Raw genomic sequence first — 21,348 nt, 5'->3', positions numbered from 1 at the left:
GATTCTAAATGGGACGACAGAGCAGTGATTCTCCCGTTATCGGAGGATCACTGCTCTTCATTTTGTGCGTTTTGACTGCTTGCTTCAAAAGAATATTCATCATCGCTTTGGGCACACGGACTCGGAGGACCCTATTTGTATGATTTATGCTTTTGGAGCACAGTTTCGGACTCCAGAGACATTATTCAATAGAAGTTGTGTCCGTATCGGCTAGCTCACACCCTTCCTGCTTTATCAACAATGTAGCTATTACGTCTACCTAGATTTTATCTCTCAAATGTATTTATCTGTAGATCAAGTAAGGTCGTCGTCCTGTGACCAGTATATCATTCTTGTTGCTGCCTCCCGTCTGGAGCACGTGGAGTGGTGAGCGCACAATTTCTTTCAGCACTCTCATTTTACATAAAAAGGATAATTATATTAGCGGATCGAATCTATTAGCATCCTACTGAAAAGAGGCGCTGCACATGTCCGCAAATTTTAGAGTTGCCCTGAAGAAGGTTGTTGACCACTCCTACGACATTGAGATCGGAGAAACTTTATTTAGCGCACTAATAGAGGACTTAAAACGAGGTATCGTAGAAAATGTAAGCAAATTTGCGATAATTACGGATTCCAAAGTTGAAGCACTTTATGGACAAGCCTTGCTGGAACAGCTGATTCAGAATGATTTTCATGCGGAGCTTTTTTCTTTCCCCGCCGGAGAGAAATCCAAAACCCGTGAAACGAAGGCGTTGCTGGAGGATCAGCTATTAAGCCGTTCTTATGGACGAGATTGCTGTATTATTGCGATTGGAGGCGGGGCGGTAACAGATTTGGCAGGTTTTCTGGCAGGGACATTTGGCCGGGGAGTGCCGAGTTTGAACTATGCGACCACCTTATTAGCAGCAGCAGATGCATCCATTGGCGGAAAAACAGGCGTAAATACACCGGTCGCTACCAATCTAATCGGTGTATTTCATCAACCCAGAAAGGTGTACATCGACTTAGCGACATGGAGAACACTTCCGGTTCGTGAGTTGCGTAGCGGCTAGCTGAAACGATCAAACATGCCTGCATGGCGGATGCAGGTTTTTTTGAGTATTTGGAGCAGAATTTGGAACAAGTTGTTTCTTTAGAGGGAGAGCTTATATTAAACCGAGAGGTCTGCGAACGGGTTGCACTTTATAATTGTGAGATCAAGTACGGTGTGGTAGAGAAGGACGAATTGGAGAGCAATCTGCGGCAAATTCTTAATCTAGGGCATACTGCGGGTCGAGCGCTGGAGGCTTTAAGCGGTTATGAATTGTTACATGGTGAGGCTATTGCGATAGGTCTTGCTATTCAGGTGCAGTTAGCAGAGCGCTTGGGATATGTAACTCCGAACCAAACTCAGCGGGTGATTGCATTACTACAGAAGGCGGGTCTGCCGACTGAAATTCCAGCAACCATTACAAACCGAATGCTAATCGATAAAATGTATACAGATAAAAAAGTACGCAAAGGGCGCATACGGTTTGTATTCCAAGAGGGGATCGGTTCGATGAAACGTTTTGAGGATGGATCTTATTCGACTCCAGTCGAGGAACATGTCCTAACAGAACTGTTAGATAAAATCCGCCATTAAGCGAGCAGCTAACATATACTCTGAAATTTAGGGCGGTTAGCTGAACAGATAGGCTTTACTTTTTCATTCCTGGTGGTATGATTAAAATATAAGTTGCACTAAGGAAATATAGTTGTACTATTGCAACAATGATTATCATTCTCACTACCTATAGTTATCAATCATGCTGTCCCGGCTAAGCCGGGGCAGCATGTGTCATTTTAGGGGTCTTAATAATGGCTCTCATTCTCACTTGGCTGAAGTTAGGCTCCACAAAACAAAGCGTATGCTTACGAAGCAAGTTTTGTTGCGAAGAAGAGTCACAGAAGGAACGCTCCACAAAACTTTAAAGGACGGCGATTATTATGCAAGCAACATCAAAACATTTACCTCAGCAATCATCTATTTCCGGCAGTATGAAGAAGCCAGGCGCTCCAAAGCGTCGGTTCGATCCGCGTGCCATGCTTAGCAATTCCGAAATGCAGGCTGCTCTGGGCAGCGGACTGCTTATGCTTTTAGCATGGTCTGTTGGTGGATGGTCAGAAATTCTTTCCATAGCACTCTATGTCATTTCTTATACGATTGGTGGCTGGAATAAAGCAAAAGAAGGCGTAGAAACGCTCGTCAAAGAACGGGATCTCGATGTGAACCTATTAATGATTGCAGCCGCACTAGGTGCAGCTTCCATTGGGTACTGGAATGAAGGCGCCATGCTTATTTTCATTTTTGCACTCAGTGGAGCCTTAGAGAGTTATACGATGGAACGCAGCAAAAAGGATATTTCCTCGCTGATGGCACTCAAGCCGGCAACGGCTATGCGTATTGAACAAGGAAGTATGAATGAGGTCCATATCGACCAGCTGGTGATCGGAGATCTGCTGCTTGTACGCCCGGGAGATTTGATTCCGGCAGACGGTAAGGTATATCGGGGGGAGTCGGCAGTAGATCAGGCTTCCATTACGGGAGAATCCGTACCCGTTGAAAAATATGTCGGTAGCGAAGTTTTTGCAGGCACCGTGAATGGAGAAGGTCCCCTTTATATTGAAGTAACGAAAGCAGCTGAGAACACCCTTTTTGCCAAAATCATCAAAATGGTAGAAGAGGCAGAAACGGAAGTTCCCAATTCGCAGCGTTTTATAAAAAGACTCGAAGCCATCTATGCAAGGGTTGTCGTAGCCTCGACCGTGGCACTGATTCTCCTTCCACCATTTTTGCTGGACTGGAGCTGGAGCGCAACCTTCTATAAAGCGATGGTGTTTCTAGTAGTAGCTTCACCTTGCGCTTTGGTTTCATCCATTATGCCAGCGATGCTGTCAGCGATCTCCAAAAGTGCGCGAAAAGGGGTTCTTTTTAAAGGCGGGGTCCATCTGGAAAATATGGCACGCACAACGGTTGTGGCGTTCGATAAGACAGGGACGCTTACAGAAGGAACTCCACAAGTAACTGATTTTATTGCAGGAGAAGGCTACAGTCGTCAAGAGTTGCTAACGGTTAGTGCATCCATTGAGAATATGTCCCGTCATCCACTGGCGGAAGCGATTGTGCGTAAAGCGGAAGAGGAAGGCCTGGAGCTACGGGGAGTGGAAGACAGTAAAACCATCACAGGCTGGGGGATTGAAGGTCAAATCGATGGACATCTCTGGAGAATCGGGAAGTCTAATTTGCTCGATGAGCTGGCTCAGTCTGCTATGAATCCTGAACTGGAGCATTGGAAACTTAAGCGGCAGCAGTTGGCTGAAGAAGGGAAGACCGTCTCCATCATTCTGGACGGCGAGCAAATTGCCGGAATGATTGCTTTGCAGGATACGGTTCGTCCACAAGCAGAAGCCGCAGTGCGGAAGCTACAGGAGCTTGGGATTAAAGTGGCAATGCTTACGGGTGACCGTGACGCTACGGCTCAGGTCATTGCAGCTACAACAGGGGTAGATCTAGTGTTTGCTGACCTTTTACCGGAGGATAAAGTGAAGCATATCAAGGCACTGCGTGAAAAGTATGGTCACGTTGTTATGGTAGGGGATGGTGTGAATGACGCACCTGCTTTGGCGACAGCAACCGTAGGCATGGGTATGGGCATGAAAGGGAGCGGCGCTGCACTCGAAATAGCCGATGTAGTGCTTATGAATGATAATATAGAAGAGATCGCTTCAACGATATCATTGGCGCGTCGTTCACAGCGTATTGTGAAGCAAAATATGATTTTTGCTGTGTCTGTGATTGCAGTGCTTATGATCAGCAACTTTGTGCAAGGGATCGCACTTCCTTTTGGCGTAATAGGTCATGAAGGCAGTACGATATTAGTGATTCTTAATGGACTAAGATTATTACGATAATATTTATCAAAATTAAATTGTTCACAAAATAGTTTTGGGGTGAGGAAGTCTGGCATATTGACATATTTGCTTTCAGTTATCATAATTAACACTACATTATAATTATTTTAATTAAGAAGCGACGTCATTGCCGTCTAGCTCAAGGAGGACATAGATATGTATAAATCAATAATTGTTGGAACTGGACCGGCAGGATTAACCGCCGCTATTTATTTGGCTCGTGCCAATTTGAACCCACTAGTAATCGAAGGACCCCAACCCGGTGGACAATTGACCACTACAACAGAAGTGGAGAATTTCCCTGGATTTCCTGAAGGCATCATGGGTCCTGACTTGATGGATAATATGCGTAAACAAGCTGAACGTTTTGGTGCGGAGTTCCGTACGGGCTGGGTGAACAGTGTAGAACTTGGAGAGCGTCCTTTTAAGTTGAATGTTGAAGGAATGGGCGTTCTTACTACAGATACATTGATCATTTCCACAGGCGCTACGGCAAAATACCTCGGTATCCCAGGGGAGCAAGATAATGTGGGACGCGGTGTAAGCACCTGCGCTACCTGTGACGGATTTTTCTTCCGTAATAAAGAGATCGTGGTTGTTGGTGGCGGAGATTCCGCACTTGAGGAAGCTGGCTTCTTGACTCGTTTTGCTTCCAAAGTAACTTTGGTGCATCGTCGTGGAGAATTGCGTGCTTCGAAGATCATGCAGGATCGCGTTCGTGCTAATGTTAAAGTAGACTGGAACCTAAATCGCACTCCACTGGAAGTGACTTCGAGCGACAGAGGCGTCAATGGTCTAAAAGTGCTTAACAATGAGACCGGAGAAGAAGAAATCATCGAAGCAAGCGGCGTGTTTGTTGCGATTGGTCACCACCCGAACACCTCTTTCTTAGGTGGACAGATCACAACCAATGCGGATGGCTATATCATGACGAACCCAGGCACTTCCGAAACCAATATCCCAGGCGTGTTCGCATGTGGTGATGTGCAGGATACTCGTTACAGACAAGCGATTACTGCAGCAGGTAGTGGATGTATGGCAGCTATGGATGCTGAGAAATATATCGAAAGCTTGGAGCACAGTGCAGTCATTCTATAATTTGGTTTGAAAAAAACTCAATGCTACATTAGATATCTTCACTGTATATCTTTTATAGGAGGAGGTCATACCATGGAGAAGGTTATTGTATATACCTCAACAAATTGCCCGCATTGCCGTCAGGTTAAGAGCTTTCTTAGCGAAAAAGGCGTTTCCTACGAAGAACGCAACGTCGAGCAGAATGATGATTTTGCGCAGCAAGTATGGGACATGGGAATGAGAGCTATTCCTGTAACTGTTATCGGTGAGCATAAAATTGTGGGCATGAACAAAACTCAGTTCGACAAAGCACTGGCGACTGTTTAAGTAAATAAGATTTCCGCAAGGACATTGTAAGGGGCCGTTTCCGATCAGGAGGCGGTCTTTTTTATGATCTTTAAGTATACAAAAAATAGTCTGACGCTTTAGTGCGCAGACTATTTTTATGAAAGTAGATCTAGAAGTAGAGTTAGGTTTGAGTGAAAGATGTAATGATCTGAAATAGTACGTATACAGCAGCGCCGCTGCCAATAAGAATAAATCCTGATTTCTTTTTAGCTTGAAAAAAACGGAGCACACCGAGGCTGATCAAAGGGGCAATAATGAGCAGAAAAAGCAACACAGTGATGAACATCTGTGCCGAGATATCAGACGTATCAACATAGGTCATGGACTCGCTCTCCATTTCAAAAAAAGGGTTGTAGTGATAAATGTCACACTAGCTTAGCCTTTATTATATAGGATTTCTGTTCCTTTTACTGCACTTTTGATTCACTCAAATGCGTCAATTTTACGTCAATTATTTGTCTTATGAATTTTCGCCTATAAAGATGTTCAGTGAATGAACACAATTGATCCATCAAACTAATAATTATAGGGTCACTCGAATGTCGCCTAGGAATTGCATAACGGCAGAGAAACCTGCACCGATCATCGTTCCACGGCTGCCGAGCTTAGAGAATGTGATTTCGAGTTGCTGCTTGTGGTAAGGAAGAGTACGTTCAGCTACAACCCGGCGCAGCGGCTCACCTAGCCATTCTTCAGCCTCAGACAATGCTCCACCGATTACAATAAGCTCTGGATTGAAGCTATTGATTAGATTGGTCACCCCGATACCGAGATATTCACCCATCGTTGAGAAGTGACGAAGGGCGTCTTCTTGTCCCCCAGCCGCATAACGAACCAGCTCTGGCGTAGTATGGGCAGGGAGGGGGAGGTCGGGATTATCATAGGTTTTCTCAGAGGCATATAACTCCCAGCAGCCACGGCTGCCGCAACTGCAAGGCTTGCCTTGTGCTTCAATCGTCATATGTCCGGTTTCACCGGCATATCCTCTTGCACCCTTGTATAGCTCTCCACCAATAATAATTCCTGATCCGATCCCTGATCCCGCACTGATGTAAAGCAGATGCCTTACCTCTCTTGCCGCACCAAAGTTGAGTTCTCCCTGTGCGCCTGCGTTCGCTTCGTTATCAATGGTGACTGGGACAGAAAATTCAGCTTCCAGTATCGCCCGCAGGTCGACCATTTCCCAGCCAAGGTTGGGAGCAAAGAGTACAACACCATTTTCATCGACCATGCCGGGGACACCTACTCCGATACCGACGATGCCATAAGGCGATTCAGGAGCGCTGACAATCAAGCCGGAGATAAGCTTCTTCATTTGTTCCAGTACGTAAGGGAGATCATGATTGTCTAAGGAGAAATCGCTTTCGTAAAGAATGCCCCCACTCAGATCACATAAGACTGCTGTTAGCTGCTTTACCCGCAGTTCTATGCCAATTACACTGCCAGCCATTGCGTTGAAATGCAGCATTAACGGTTTACGGCCGCCGCTTGATTCCCCAGGTCCGACTTCAGTTACCAATTCTTGCGTGCACAGCTCAGCTACCAGATTGGACACAGTAGCTTTATTCAATCCGGTCATCTCTGAAACCTTCGCGCGCGAGAGTGGAGAGTGTCTTCGAATGGTATGTAGTACGATAGATTTATTTATTTTTTTGACCAGCGCTTGGTCTCCAGTAACCTTCACAAATCACACATCCTTCTTAAATTATAAGAAAGTATAAGCTTCACGGTATACTTTCTCCTTATAATTCTCGCATAAACGCTTACCCCGTCCTTAAAAGGACGCTAAAGGCGTTTTAGCTTGGCATAGTTCCCATTTGTTGTATGCCATTTAGTCTAGAGTGATGTGCTGGAAATTGCAATACATAGCGTCTAGAGGAAATTTTCCAAGATAGATCTCCTATAATTGGGAAGCGGAGAGAGGAAGCTAGACAGAGCTCCAAAAAATGGACGAAAAAAACTTATCAAAACTTTGTTTAACCAATATACAAAGTCCAAAAGATGTGTTAAGATGATCCTGTAAACGCTTGCGGGCGAAGTACAATTTGAGGAGGATTACACAATGGCTTATTTTGAGACAGTGAACAAAATCTCTTACGAGGGAAGCCGTTCCACCAACCCTTTTGCATTTAAATTCTACAATCCTAAAGAAGTCGTAGCCGGCAAAACTATGGAAGAACATCTGAAATTTGCAATGGCTTATTGGCATACATTAACTGCTGGCGGTTCCGATCCGTTTGGCGCTGAAACAGCTATTCGTAGCTGGAACAAATTGAACGGTCTGGACAAAGCTAAGGCTCGCGCTGAAGCAGCTTTTGAATTTATGGATAAGATGGACCTGCCTTACTTCTGCTTCCATGATGTGGACATCGCACCAGAAGGCGCTTCTTTGCGTGAATTCTACAGCAACATCGACACCATCGTTGATATCCTTGAACAAGGCATGAAGACTTCCGGCAAGAAATTGCTGTGGAATACAGCTAATATGTTCACTAACCCACGTTATATGCACGGTGCAGGCTCCACTCCAAATGCTGATGTATTCGCACATGCAGCAGCACAAGTGAAGAAAGGTCTGGAAGTGGGTAAACGTCTAGGCGCTAGCAACTATGTATTCTGGGGTGGCCGTGAAGGCTACGAAGAGTTGCTGAATACAGATATGGGCCTTGAACAAGATAACATTGCTCGTCTGTTCAGCATGGCTGTAGATTACGCTAAGGAAATCGGCTTTGATGGTCAATTCCTGATCGAGCCTAAACCAAAAGAGCCTACGAAACATCAATATGATTTCGATGCAGCAACAACGATCTCATTCTTGCAAAAATACAACCTCGACAAGCACTTCAAGCTGAACCTTGAAGCTAACCATGCTACACTTGCTGGTCATACTTTTGAACATGAGCTTCGTGTAGCTCGTATCAACGGCATGCTCGGATCGCTTGATGCTAACCAAGGTGATACATTGCTCGGATGGGATACTGATGAATTCCCAGTTAACATCTACGATGCAACACTCACACTGTATGAAGTACTCAAGAATGATGGCCTTGGCAAAGGCGGTATCAACTTTGACTCTAAAGTACGTCGTCCTTCCTTCGAGCCTGAGGATTTGTTCCTAGCACACATCGCTGGTATGGATACTTATGCAAAAGGCTTGAAAGTAGCTGCTAAATTGATCGAAGATCGCGTATTCGAAGATTTCGTTGAAAAACGTTACAGCAGCTTCAATGAAGGTGTTGGCGCGGATATCGTATCCGGCAAAGCAACACTGGCTTCCTTGGCTGAATATGCTTTGAACAATGAGAACCCACGTCCTAACCAATCCGGACGTCAAGAATACTTGAGAGCTACACTTAACCAATACATTTTGGCTGAGTAGGATTTACAGGGAGCTTGAAGCTTAGGCTTTGATTCCAGTTTGAACAAATGCAACGGGGGTTGCTGAAGAGAGCATTCTTCGGCAGCTCCTTTTTTGTACAAAGAAATTCTAGAAACGCTCACAAAACTAAGCAGGATGCTTACGAAGTAAGTTTTATTGCGAAGAGAATCAAGTAGCTAAGCTCCATAAAACTAAGTGGATGCTAACGAAGTAAGTTTTGCTCGAAGTAATTCAATGAAGCCTATGCTCACAAAACTAAGCAGGATGCTTACGAAGTAAGTTTTATTTCGAAGAGAATCAAGTAGCTAAGCTCCATAAAACTAAGTGGATGCTTACGAAGTAAGTTTTGTTCGAAGTAATTCAATGAAGCCTATGCTCACAAAACTTTTAGGAGGTCAAAAATGAAATACGTTATAGGTGTAGATTTGGGCACTAGCGCAGTGAAGACTGTGCTAGTGGACCCACAGGGCAAGGTTGCTTTTGAGCATTCTGAATCCTACCCGCTAAGCAGACCACAGCCGAACTGGAGCGAACAAAATCCAGAGGACTGGGTAAAAGGAACGCTGGTCAGCCTTCGTCGCCTAATCGAAGTATCGGGCATAGATCCATCGCAAGTTGATGGTCTTAGCTTCTCCGGGCAAATGCACGGATTGGTACTAGTGGATAAGGAAGGTCAAGTGCTTCGTCCGGCCATTCTTTGGAATGATACACGTACTACTGCACAGTGCAGAAGAATAGAGAAGACGCTTGGAGCAACGCTTATTGAGGTCGCTAGAAACCGTGCGTTAGAAGGCTTCACGCTTCCTAAAATTCTATGGGTGCAAGAGAATGAGCCAGAGGTATTATCACAAGCGTACCAGTTCCTTTTACCAAAAGATTATGTGCGTCTCCGGTTGACTGGTGATTATGCGATGGATTATTCTGATGCTGCTGGAACGCTTCTATTGGATGTAGGTTCTAAAACGTGGAGTGCTGAAATTGCTGAAGCTTTTGAACTTCCACTTTCCCTTTGTCCTAGACTGGTAGAGTCCTTTGAACAGACAGGAACGTTATTGCCGGATATTGCTGAAGCATCTGGTCTCTTATCATCAACAAAGGTATTTGCTGGTGGTGCGGATAATGCATGTGGAGCACTTGGAGCAGGGGTTCTAGGCGAAGGCCGGACGATGTGCAGTATTGGTACATCTGGCGTGGTTCTTTCCTATGAGAGCAACAAAGATTTAAATCTCGAAGGTAAAGTCCATTTCTTCAACCATGGTGAAAAGGATGCCTACTATATCATGGGTGTTACTCTAGCTGCGGGTCATAGCCTTACATGGTTCAAAGAAACCTTTGCGGCAGACAAGAGCTTTGATGAATTGCTAAATGGAGTCTCTTCCATTCCAGCGGGTAGCGGCGGACTGCTCTTTACACCTTATATAGTAGGAGAACGTACACCACATCCAGATGCGAATATTCGCGGAAGCTTTATTGGTATGGATTCAGGGCATACATTGACTCATTTTACACGTTCCGTATTAGAAGGTATTACCTTTTCGTTACGTGAATCCATCGAGATTGTACGTGATTCAGGCAAAGAAATTACAGAAATCATTGCGATCGGCGGCGGGGCTAAAAATGAGGCATGGCTCCAGATGCAAGCAGATATTTTCAATGCATCCATCGTGAAGCTTGAAAGTGAGCAAGGTCCGGCCATGGGAGCAGCGATGTTGGCAGCTTATGGAAGCGGATGGTTCGCATCCCTTAGTGCATGTGCAGAAGCCTTCATCCGTCCTGCGGATGTGTATACACCAGATCCAAAGCAAGCGGCAATCTATGACGGTTTATTCAACCTCTATCAGGAAGTCTACGGTCAGACTCGTGAACTGAATAACAAGCTGGCTGCATACCGCCAATAAAGTGCCATTGTATTTAAACGCTTACCATCCTTATAAGGATGCAAAAGGCGTTTATGCTTGATATGTCTGATGAAAAGGGTCTTTCGCATATGGCGGAGGACCTTTTTATGACCATTTCGTCTATGAATATGAGGATAGGCTGTATTCGAAATGGTTGCCGTTCCTATTGTTCTTCTGTAAAGTATGGGGTATCTCCAGAGCAGAGTTAGATGCTGTAGGAGATAGTGAAGGTTTTGGGGGGCGGAAGGCCATGTTCCAATGGATTGTTAAGCTGTTGAATGACATCAAAATCCGCAATAAGCTGTTGCTTGCTTTTTTACTCACCACGTTACTTCCGGTATTACTGGTAGGCGGTTATCTTACATTTGAGATGAGGACCATGGCGTTCCAGAGCGCACTGGAGCAAGCTTCAATCAACGTAGATCGGGTAAAGAAAAGAACGGAAGAAGTTATCGGTGTGTCTCAAGATATCGCATATCGCTTGAGCAATGACGCACGGTTGAAGAAACTTGCCATACGTCAGTATGTTAGCACTTATGATGTCGTGGAAGCTTACCGCGATTATTCAGATATGCGTGAGTATCTAAGGTTGTATAAAGATATATCCAACATTCGCTTGTACACTGACAACGCTACGCTGCTTAACAACTGGGAGCTGATCAATCCTTCATCTGAGATTAAGGAGAGCCAGTGGTATCAGAGAGCACAGCGGTACGATAGTCTTGTCGGTTGGGAATATATTGAAGATGAGCGTGATAAGCGGAATTATTTAAGTCTTGTTCGCAAAATTGAGCTGGAGGGCTCCAGCAAAATAGGTGTACTCGTTATTAATGTGAACAGTCAGCAGCTTGCATCCATTCTAAGCCAGGAATCTTTTGATACCATGATTGTCGATGATCAGGACAATATCATTGCAGCGAACCGGAAAGATCGGACAGGCAAAAAGCTGGCGGATGTTTCTTTTGATACGAAGCTCCTGGGGCAGGGAAGTGGGAGCTATGAAGCCGTAGTAGATGGTGAAGCTTCCAAAATTGTGATCGAGGAGCTTAAACCGCAAGCCAGCCGAAATGCGCTACGAATTATCTCTGTTTTTTCTATAGAAAGTATAGTTAAAGAACCCAATCAAGTGATTAAGCTTTCGATTACTGTGGTTGCGATAAGTGTTCTATTGGCCTTTTTAATAATATATAGCTTCTCCTCGTTGTTCTCACGACGCTTGCTGCATTTAAGTAGACATATTAATCGAGTCAGTACCGGGGATTTTGATACGGCATTAAAGATTGATGGCAAGGATGAAATCGCCCTGTTAGCTCGTCAATTTAATTCCATGGTACGCAGCATTAATGATTTGATGTATGAGGTACAGGAATCCAATGCTCAGAATAGTCTGTTGGAACAAAAGCAAAATGATATACGATTCAAAATGCTGGCAAGCCAGATCAACCCGCATTTCTTGTTCAATGCACTGGAAGCAATTCGGATGGAGGCTCACATGAAGGGGCAAGTGGAAATTGCTCGTGTGGTACGTCTGCTAGGTAAATTGATGCGCAGTAATCTAGAGGCAGGCCGAAGTAAGATCTTGCTTAGTCAGGAATTAGAAGTGGTACGTTGTTACTTAGATATTCAGCAATTCCGTTATGAGGAGAGGTTGAAATATCAATTTACTGTAGACCCTGCCGTTGAATCTCTTTATATGCCCCCACTCCTTATTCAGCCACTTGTTGAGAACGCAGTAATCCACGGACTGGATAATAAGATGGAAGGAGCATTTGTGACGGTGGAAGTTGTACAAGTTGGGGATCACGCTAAATTTACGATTACAGATAACGGAGTAGGGATATCTCCAATTAAGCTGGAGAAATTACTGAAAACGCTTGAGCACCAGGAAGAGCGTGAAGGTGAGCGAATTGGACTTCGTAATGTCCACGACCGGCTAAAACTATCATACGGTGCAGAATATGGGCTAACTATTGAGAGTAGACCTAATGTAGGAACGGTTATTTTCTTCTGCATACCAATGGAGGACAACAATCTATGATAAAAGTGATGATTGTCGATGATGAGCCGAAGCTGCGGGAAGGACTACGAAGTCTGATCCCATGGGAGAAGCTTGGTTATACGGTGGTAGCTACAGCAGCTAATGGTTTGCAAGCGCTTGAAAAGTATCATACCTTCTATCCAGAGTTAATAGTTGCTGATATTCGTATGCCTGGTATGGATGGTTTGGAAATGATTAGTGAGCTTCGCAAAGAGGGCTCCGAAAGTCATGTGCTCATTTTGAGTGGACATGCAGATTTTGAATATGCAAAGCGAGCGATTGGTTATCGGATTGACGGTTATTTACTGAAGCCAGTCGATGAAGATGAGATGATCGTATGTCTGGAACAGCTGCATGAAACCATCGATCAGGAGCAGCGGTTCAGTGACTGGAATGAGGAGGAGCCCGCTCGTAACAGGGAAACTTTACTTCGGGCGCTACTGCAGCCAACTTCAGAGGAAGAACTGGAGATGGAAGACCTTAGTAGACATGTGGATGCACTAGGACTGGAACAGGGAAACTACGAAGTTATTCTCATTGAGCTAAGAAAAACAGCTGGTGTAAATGATGAGGATCTCCGGGGAATCAAAACAGTGATGGAACAGCAGTTTAATAATGATCCTAATGCTTCATTCTTTACGTTGTCACAGTATTTGGGCATTCTTATGAAGGATCCGGATCAAAGGGCGAGCAAGCGAGAAGAATTATACAAGGGATTATCTGCAACGATAGAACAAAAGGGATACGACTTCATTGCAGCAGCGGGGGGAGTGGTGTCTCGGCCTGAAATGGCGGGAGAATCATTGAATGCAGCACGGGAGTTGCTTAGACGCGCATTCTTCTTCAAGAAGGAGATCCTCATCAATACAGATCCTTCAGGACTTCTGATGGAGTTGAAGGAGAAGACGGAGGATGATCCGGAGACGGAGAGTCGTCTGCTGCTTGCAGTAGAAACCGGAAGTCTGAGCGCGATTCGACCGATCGTGCAGACCATCTGTGCTGAGCTTATAGCCGCGGGCAGTGACGAATTACGAATTAAGGAGACGTTTGTTAGACTTCTTAGTACTGTGTTGGCCCGTCTGGAGCCTACGTATCCGGAAATTCGTACCTATGCAGCAGAGCACTCCCCACCAATAGGGGAACTCTATCAAAGTTATTATTTGTCCGATTTGCAGGATCAGGCTGTCTCATTTCTCGAAGAAATTGCGGGTCAGATGACCAGTGGGCGCGGAAATGAAATTAAGAAGATCACGGAGATCATCAACCGCCGCTACAATGAGAACCTAAAGCTGGAGACCTTATCCGAATTATTCTGCTACAACAGCGCTTATCTAGGTAAGATGTTTAAGAACACCACAGGAGAATACTTTAATACGTACGTGGACAAAGTGCGGATTGAGAAGGCGAAAGAGTTTCTGACGCAAGGAATGAAAGTATATGAGGTAGCCGAGAAGGTTGGGTATATGAACCCCGATTATTTCAACGCTAAGTTCCGTAAATATGTAGGAATCTCACCAACTTCTTATCGTAAAAGCATTTAAGGTTGGTGTGGTGTTCTTGTCTGTTATACCCGTGGCTGAGTTCAGGCGGTTTTCTGAACTTCAGTCCACGGGTCTTTTTTTTGTTTTCCCTACTCCCACCAATTGTACGTGTTGAAGTATTAATGTAGTTAAATAGACACCAGCTTAAGCTTATGCGGGTGAAGGGTTAATGCATTTTCTTTAGAATCAGGGTTCTAAACATCTGCTGGGAACGGAGTGAAGAGGAATATTTGGAACTGTAGAAGCGTTGATAGCTTCTAATTTTAAAAGGGCGACTGGTAGAAGAACGAAGAGGAATATTTGGAACTGTAGAAGCGGAGCGTTCGCCCGAAAGCTTTTCGTAGAAAAGCTAGCTTCGAAAGCATATGCTATCCTCGGATTTCTACCGCGAGAAGCGGTTCAAATCAGGAAATCTGAGGATAACAGCGATCGGAAGTCCGAATATTCCGCGTAGTGGCTGGTTACCAGAAGCCTAGTTAGAAATTTCGAAGAACCAGCGATCAAAAGTTCGACATTCCTCGTAGTGACTAATATCCAGCAAGCAAAGTGTTTTTAGGAGTCCAATTCAAAGAATAATGCAGACGCCAGCAGCATTAGCCCCCCTGTGTCGATGAGTCGAAATGAGAATTCACCACGGACAAAAATCTCTAATTTTCACCTGATTTTAAGTCGAATTTATAGGGTACTGCAATCGCTTACAAAGATTTAGAATTATGACATAGAGAGGAGGGGCTTTATGAAAGCGGACACAGTAACTGCTCAAATCCCGCCGGACACCCGAATGCGCAACAAAAAGCCTGCTTCAGGAGGACGGTTTTGGAGAAGCTTTAAGAATCAAAAGTATTTGTGGATGATGTCGATACCCTTTGTGATCTGGGCATTCGTCTTCAGTTATCTCCCATTATGGGGCTGGACGATGGCGTTTCAAAAGTACAAGCCCGCACGCGGCTTTTTTGAACAAGAATGGGTAGGCTTCGAACATTTTAAGACACTGTTTAGCGATTCGCAATTCCTACTGGCACTACGTAACACGCTGGCGATGAGCGGAATGGGCCTCATCGCAGGTTTTATCTTTCCGATAACATTTGCAATATTGCTCAATGAATTGCGTCTTGGATTTTTTAAACGATTTGCTCAGACCGTCTCGTATTTGCCTCACTTTGTATCATGGGTGGTTGCAGCGGGAATTGTAACTAAAATGTTATCTAGCGAAAATGGTCTTGTAAACGATCTCTTGTTAACAATTGGATTTATAGACTCGCCAATCCAGTTCATGGCTCAGGGCCATCTCTTCTGGGGAATCGTTACATTATCTGATGTTTGGAAAGAAACCGGATGGAATGCGATCATCTACCTTGCGGCCATCTCGGGTATTGGACCTGAACTGTACGAAGCGGCTCGAGTGGACGGTGCCAGCAGGCTCCGCCAGGTATGGCATATTACTCTTCCTGGTATCCGCCCGACGATTACAGTGCTACTCATTATGTCGATCGGTAATTTGCTAAATATCGGCTTTGAGAAGCAATTCTTGCTTGGAAATAACCTCGTTACCGACTATTCTCAAGTGTTGGATCTGTATTCTCTGAAATATGGACTAGGCATGGCGAGATATTCCTACGGTACCGCGATCAATATATTCAACTCAGTGATCAGTGTAATCCTGCTGTTTACGATTAATGGAATCTTCAAACGTACAACTAAAGAGAGCCTTCTGTAATACAGAGGGCCCTTCTAACAATCGTGGCAGCAAAATTGCCCTTTTCTTGAAAGGAGAGCGTTACAGTGGGAAACACAGCTATCACCGGAAAGTCGTGGTCAGACCGGATCTTTGACTTCATTGTTTACTTTGTAATCTTGTTCGTGGTTGTAATCACGATCTACCCGTTTTTGAACGTGCTTGCGATCTCGCTGAATGATTCAGTGGATAGTGTGCGCGGCGGTATCACCATTTATCCTCGGGAATTTACCTGGGACAATTACTTGAAAATCTTCAGTTTCTCAGGACTGATTACCGGGTTCAAAATATCCGCTTTGCGGACAGTCGTTGGTACGTTGTTCGGACTGATTAGTGCCTCAATGCTAGCATTCACGATCAGTCGCCCTGACTTTGCAGGCCGCAAGTTCGTCTCCACATTCTTGGCGATGACCATGTATATCTCTGGAGGAATGATTCCAATATACATGCTGATCAAGGATCTCCATATGATGAATAGCTTTGCAGTCTATGTATTACCTGGACTGGTTAGTGCCTTTAACGTCTTCGTCATCCGCTCCTTCATTGACGGCCTGCCGTATGCACTGCAAGAATCGGCGAAGCTAGATGGAGCTAATGACTTTACCATCTACTGGCGTGTTATCCTTCCGCTGATGAAGCCGGCGCTAGCAACAATCGCGCTGTTCCTAGCAGTGGGTCAATGGAATGCATGGTTTGATACGTATTTGTATAATGGCTCGAGCCCTCATCTGACAACACTACAATATGAACTGATGAAGGTTCTACAGAGTACAACTAGTGGTAACGGAGGCGATTACCGCTCCAACATTGCTTCATTAGCTTCTAATCAGGTCTCGCCAGAGTCTATTAAAATGGCGATTACGATTGTCGTAACCGTGCCAATCTTGCTGGTGTATCCGTTCATTCAGAAGTACTTTGTTCAAGGTATGACACTTGGCGCTGTGAAGAGCTAATCGCAATTTCAGTTACAGGGGAGCTTAGTCTCCCCTAAGTTTTAAGAGTATTTTGTATCCGTTTTCTTTTCCTTTTGGAAAGCTGGGACGAGTATTAACAGGAATTCACCTGTGATACGATAGATAAACAATTTTAAGGAGGGTTTATTTAATGGGGAATAATAGAAAAATAAAAGCTAAGGCAACTGCACTTACACTCACTTCTATTATGATGCTTGGCATGCTCGCAGGCTGCGGTGGTAACAACGGCAATAATGCAGCTGGAGATGCGGCAGGAAATGCAACTAATAAGGAGAATACGGCTAATTCGGCCAATGCGGTTGAGGATACTTCTCCGCTCACGATGACTTTCTTCAGTGCTGACCCTAACCCGAACTGGACAGGTATGCAAGATGAAGTAGGTAAAGTAATTACAGAAAAAACAGGAGTAACCTTAAATGCTGAATACGCGGTGGGTGACCCTGCTCAAAAAGTAGCACTAATCGCAGCGAGCGGTGATTATCCGGATCTGATCAGTGCCAAGACTGACGTTAGTAAGCTGGTAGATGCAGGAGCAATGCTCGATCTGACAGACCTGATTGATAAATATGCACCGAACATCAAAAAAGTATTGGGCGAAGAAGGCCTGAAACGCTCACGTTACAGTGACGATGATCATGCGATCTATGCTATCCCTACCTATGCAGGTGTGGATAACAAATATTTTGATGCTGGCGGCGGATTTGAACTACAGCACCGTGCGGTTAAAGAAGCTGGCTATCCTGCAATCAAAACGGTTCAAGATTATGAGAACGTAATCAAAGCTTACCTGGAAAAACATCCAACGGATGAAAATGGTAATAAAAACATCGGTCTGACGCTGAATGCAGATGATTGGTACATGTACATTACAGTAACTAACCCGGCTTTCACTACAACAGGCTCCCCTGACGATGGTGAATATGCCATTGATATCGACACACAAGAAGTAACGTATCACTTCCGTCGTCCTGCTGAGAAGGAATATTTCCGCTGGCTCAACCATATGAACGATATCGGATTACTTGATCCGGAAAGCTTCGTTCAAAAGTATGACCAGTACAAAGCAAAAATCGCTACCGGCCGTGTTATTGGTCTGATTGACCAAGACTGGGGTTATGGCGATGGAGAAAGAGCATTGAAAGCTGAAGGTAAGCTGGATCAAGGATATGGACACTATCCTGTAACCTTGTCTGAGGAGTACAAAGAAACTTCCTTCTGGCCTACAGGCTTCATGGGTGGTAACGGTATTGGGATCAGCGTAGATGCTAAAGATCCAGTTCGTGCGATTAAATTCCTGGACTACCTCGCTTCCGACGAAGGTCAAGTATTGGTTAACTGGGGTATTGAAGGCAAGCACTACAACGTTGTAGATGGCAAACGCGTCATTCCTGAAGATGTAAACAACCGTAAATATAATGACACTACCAATTTCCAAAAAGAAACAGGACTTGGCAATGTCGGATCAAACTACGCATTGCTTAGCGCTCACTATGGCGACGGTGTATTGGACCCAACTGGAAACTACTATACAACTCGCTTCCCAGAGCAAGTAACTGTAGGTTACAACGCAGTTGAAAAAGAAACACTTGCTGCTTATAATGCAACAACTTGGAAAGACCTTTTCCCAAGTGAAGATGATTTCAAAGTTAAACCATGGGGTGCGGCATGGAATATCACGATTCCTGGCGATAGCGAAATTGTCGTTCTCGACAACAAGCTGAAAGATATCACATGGAAACGAATTCCAGAAGCAATCTTATCCAAACCGGCTGATTTCGATAAAGTTTGGGATGCCTACATGGCTGAGCTTGATAAAGCTGGTGTAACAAAAGCCGAAGATTTACGTGAAGAGCTGGTTAAACAACGCGTGAAACTTTGGAATGATTAATTGCTGAATCACGGCTAATACAATAAAAGCATGAAGATGGCGGGAAGTCCGAACGAAAGTCCGGGCTTCCCGCCGATTTCTTTTCATCTGTAATTACAGGATAGGAGGAATATACGTGGGAGAGAGCAAAAGCACTGGACGGCATGAGCTCTGGTATAAGCAGCCGGCGGCGGTATGGGAAGAGGCACTGCCCGTGGGTAATGGGCGTTTGGGCGGTATGATCTTTGGAGGAACGGAAGAAGAACTAATTCAACTCAATGAAGACACCTTATGGTCGGGCTTTCCGCGGGATACAGCTAATTATGAGGTGTTGCGTCATTTGGCTCCGGCCAAACAGTTAGTGGCAGAGGGGAAATACAAGGAAGCGGAAGCGCTGGTGGATGCTAAGATGCTAGGCAGACGGACCGAATCCTATCAACCGCTTGGGGATTTGCGAATGAAGTTCAATCTTGCTGGTCCTGTAGAGGGTTATCAGAGGGAGCTTGATTTGGATCAAGGGATTGCTACGGTATCCTATATTGCTGGGGATGTAAGGATTGTGCGCGAAGTGTTGGCTAGCAGGCCGGATGAGCTTATAGCCATTCATATCCGTGCTGTGGGGAGTGAGGGTGTGGAGGTTCTACCGGATATTTGGGTGGATCTGACCTCACCTCATCCTTCTCGCTCGGAGATTACTCCGAATGGTGCGCTGATGATGACCGGCCGTGCTCCGTCACATGTGGCTGATAACTATGTAGGGGATCATCCGCGCGCCGTATTATATGAAGAGGGGCTTGGTATAAGTTTTGCTGCTGTTATGGAGTTCCAGACGGTAGGTGGAGGTTGTGTTGCGGAGAACGATAAGCTGTCGATTTCTGGCGCTCGCTCCATTACCATCCGTCTGGCTGCAGCAACCGATTTTTCCGGGTATGACCGGATGCCAGGAAGCGGCGGTAAGCTGCCTTCGGAGTTATGCCTAGAACAGCTGGCTATATCCTCTACTGAATATGCAGAGCTGAAGCAGCGTCATCTGGAGGACTATCAGTCCTTATTCCGGCGCGTGGAGTTAACGCTTGCATCAGTTTCCTCCGAAATAGAGCTTCCCACGGATGAGCGACTGACACGTTACCGCGAAGGCCAAACAGATTCTGCTCTAGAAGCGCTGCTGTTCCAGTATGGCCGCTACCTGATGATTGCTGGCTCACGGCCGGGGACGCAAGCTCTGAATCTGCAAGGGATCTGGAATCCCTATCTCCAGCCGCCATGGAACAGCAATTATACGACCAATATAAACTCTGAAATGAATTATTGGCCAGTCGAGTTATGTGGTTTGGGAGAATGCCATGAACCGTTAATTGATTTTATTACGGAGCTTAGTGTGGCTGGCAGCCGTACAGCAAATATTCATTATGGCGCACGTGGCTGGACGGTGCATCATAATACAGATTTATGGCGTATGACGTCTCCGTCAGACGGCAAGGCGATGTGGGCATTTTGGCCATTGGGGGGTGTTTGGCTCTCTCGCCATCTATGGGAGCGTTATGCTTTTCGTCCAGATAAGGAATATTTGCGCAACACAGCTTATCCTTTGTTAAAGGGAGCCGCGTTATTTTGTCTGGATTGGCTGGTAGAGCTACCTGATGGAAGATGGACAACGGGTCTGTCTACCTCACCGGAAAATGTATTCTTGACTGCTGACGGCACGCCATGCAGTGTCTCGGCTGGCTCAGCCATGGACTTATCGCTCATCGCTGAATTGTTTAAACACTGTATTCAGGCTGCTGAGGTTTTGAATACCGATGATGAACTGCGTCAAGAGCTCATGCAGAAGCAAAAGCTGCTTGCCCACCCGGAGATTGCACCGGACGGACGTATTCGTGAATGGAATGAGGATTTTGCTGAACAAGAGCCTGGGCACCGCCATGTTTCTCATTTGTATGATTTATATCCCGGGAATGTAATTAGTCCGTCCTCCACACCGGAGCTAGCGGAAGCCGCATCGTTATCGCTTAAGAAGCGCTTAGAAGGTGGAGGAGGACACACGGGATGGAGTGCAGCCTGGCTACTTAATCTGTATGCGCGTTTGAAGGATGGAGAGAGTGCGTATAGCTGTTTACGTCGTATTTTGCAAGATTCAAGTCTGCCCAATTTATTCGGTAATCACCCTCCATTTCAGATTGACGGTAACTTCGGAACTACAGCCGGGATTGCTGAGATGCTCTTGCAGAGTCATCAGGAAGGGCTTGAATTATTGCCTGCTCTTCCAGAAGGATGGTCTGACGGTAGTGTGAAAGGGTTGGTAGCCCGAGGCGGCTTTATCACAAATATAGAATGGCGTGAGGGGCGCTTAACGAAGGCAGAACTGACCTCGACTCATGGACAACTGTGCAGGATTTATAGTCGTCAGCCTTTGCTCATTCAAAGTTCTGGTGGTTCACGAATAGGGCTAGAGGTGGAATTTGAAACCGTAATAGGAGAGACCTACATCATTACACCGCAAAGCGAATAAAACATATCTTTCTAGCATATAGGCTGTTCTCAGAGTAGAATTATTCTACAGGGAGCAGTCTTTTTTT

General features: G+C 45.3%; 13 protein-coding genes and 1 pseudogene. 12 read left to right on the top strand and 2 right to left on the bottom strand.

From position 1 onward, the window contains the following. Window positions 1–467 precede the first annotated feature (467 nt). The 4 genes and pseudogenes from aroB to ACDZ28_RS03730 all read left to right on the top strand — a co-directional run bounded on the left by aroB (window position 468) and on the right by ACDZ28_RS03730 (window position 5,319). A pseudogene (gene aroB, locus ACDZ28_RS03745) lies at window positions 468–1,606 on the top strand (3-dehydroquinate synthase). Between the two features lie 344 nt (window positions 1,607–1,950). Beyond that, entirely contained in the window at window positions 1,951–3,915 is a 1,965-nt protein-coding gene (locus ACDZ28_RS03740) for a heavy metal translocating P-type ATPase (protein ID WP_375104020.1), read from the top strand. Between the two features lie 156 nt (window positions 3,916–4,071). Then, window positions 4,072–5,013: a thioredoxin-disulfide reductase gene (trxB, locus tag ACDZ28_RS03735; protein ID WP_042131072.1), complete on the top strand. Its 942-nt coding sequence runs from the start codon at window positions 4,072–4,074 to the stop codon at window positions 5,011–5,013. A 72-nt stretch (window positions 5,014–5,085) separates the two neighbouring features. Continuing rightward, the gene (locus ACDZ28_RS03730) at window positions 5,086–5,319 is read left to right on the top strand and encodes a glutaredoxin family protein (protein WP_042131071.1); all 234 of its coding nucleotides are present in this window, start codon (window positions 5,086–5,088) and stop codon (window positions 5,317–5,319) included. Window positions 5,320–5,461: 142 nt separating this feature from the next. Here ACDZ28_RS03730 and ACDZ28_RS03725 read toward each other — a convergent pair whose 3' ends face one another. Both ACDZ28_RS03725 and ACDZ28_RS03720 read right to left on the bottom strand, forming a co-directional pair. Then, window positions 5,462–5,662: a hypothetical protein gene (locus ACDZ28_RS03725; RefSeq protein ID WP_042131070.1), complete on the bottom strand. Its 201-nt coding sequence runs from the start codon at window positions 5,660–5,662 to the stop codon at window positions 5,462–5,464. Window positions 5,663–5,863: 201 nt separating this feature from the next. Further along, window positions 5,864–7,024 (bottom strand): ROK family protein, encoded by a 1,161-nt coding sequence (locus tag ACDZ28_RS03720; RefSeq protein ID WP_375104019.1) that lies wholly within the window; start codon window positions 7,022–7,024, stop codon window positions 5,864–5,866. Window positions 7,025–7,402: 378 nt separating this feature from the next. Between ACDZ28_RS03720 and xylA the strand changes: the two genes are divergently transcribed. The 8 genes from xylA to ACDZ28_RS03680 all read left to right on the top strand — a co-directional run bounded on the left by xylA (window position 7,403) and on the right by ACDZ28_RS03680 (window position 21,281). Beyond that, window positions 7,403–8,719, top strand: coding sequence for a xylose isomerase (gene xylA / locus ACDZ28_RS03715; RefSeq protein WP_042131068.1), 1,317 nt, complete (start codon window positions 7,403–7,405; stop codon window positions 8,717–8,719). A gap of 401 nt (window positions 8,720–9,120) precedes the next feature. Continuing rightward, the gene (gene xylB / locus ACDZ28_RS03710) at window positions 9,121–10,617 is read left to right on the top strand and encodes a xylulokinase (RefSeq protein WP_375104018.1); all 1,497 of its coding nucleotides are present in this window, start codon (window positions 9,121–9,123) and stop codon (window positions 10,615–10,617) included. A gap of 250 nt (window positions 10,618–10,867) precedes the next feature. After that, window positions 10,868–12,655: a sensor histidine kinase gene (locus tag ACDZ28_RS03705; RefSeq protein WP_042131066.1), complete on the top strand. Its 1,788-nt coding sequence runs from the start codon at window positions 10,868–10,870 to the stop codon at window positions 12,653–12,655. Further along, entirely contained in the window at window positions 12,652–14,196 is a 1,545-nt protein-coding gene (locus ACDZ28_RS03700) for a response regulator (RefSeq protein ID WP_375104017.1), read from the top strand. The genes ACDZ28_RS03705 and ACDZ28_RS03700 overlap by 4 nt, the downstream gene beginning before the upstream one ends. A 781-nt stretch (window positions 14,197–14,977) precedes the next feature. Continuing rightward, window positions 14,978–15,913 (top strand): sugar ABC transporter permease, encoded by a 936-nt coding sequence (locus ACDZ28_RS03695; RefSeq protein WP_231574304.1) that lies wholly within the window; start codon window positions 14,978–14,980, stop codon window positions 15,911–15,913. A gap of 65 nt (window positions 15,914–15,978) precedes the next feature. Next, window positions 15,979–16,884 carry a carbohydrate ABC transporter permease gene (locus ACDZ28_RS03690; RefSeq protein WP_042131063.1) on the top strand — a complete coding sequence of 302 codons (906 nt, stop codon included), beginning with the start codon at window positions 15,979–15,981 and terminating at the stop codon, window positions 16,882–16,884. 151 nt (window positions 16,885–17,035) lie between these two features. After that, window positions 17,036–18,793 carry an ABC transporter substrate-binding protein gene (locus ACDZ28_RS03685; protein WP_042131062.1) on the top strand — a complete coding sequence of 586 codons (1,758 nt, stop codon included), beginning with the start codon at window positions 17,036–17,038 and terminating at the stop codon, window positions 18,791–18,793. A 115-nt stretch (window positions 18,794–18,908) separates the two neighbouring features. Continuing rightward, on the top strand, window positions 18,909–21,281 hold the full coding sequence (locus ACDZ28_RS03680) for a glycoside hydrolase N-terminal domain-containing protein (RefSeq protein WP_375104016.1): 2,373 nt from the start codon (window positions 18,909–18,911) through the stop codon (window positions 21,279–21,281). Window positions 21,282–21,348 lie beyond the last annotated feature (67 nt).

The sequence above is a fragment of the Paenibacillus sp. RS8 genome, from assembly GCF_041956825.1.
GTDB lineage: Bacteria > Bacillota > Bacilli > Paenibacillales > Paenibacillaceae > Paenibacillus_AQ.
The sequence above is the reverse complement of the archived record's forward strand: the minus strand, read 5'-3'. Positions and strand labels throughout refer to the sequence as shown.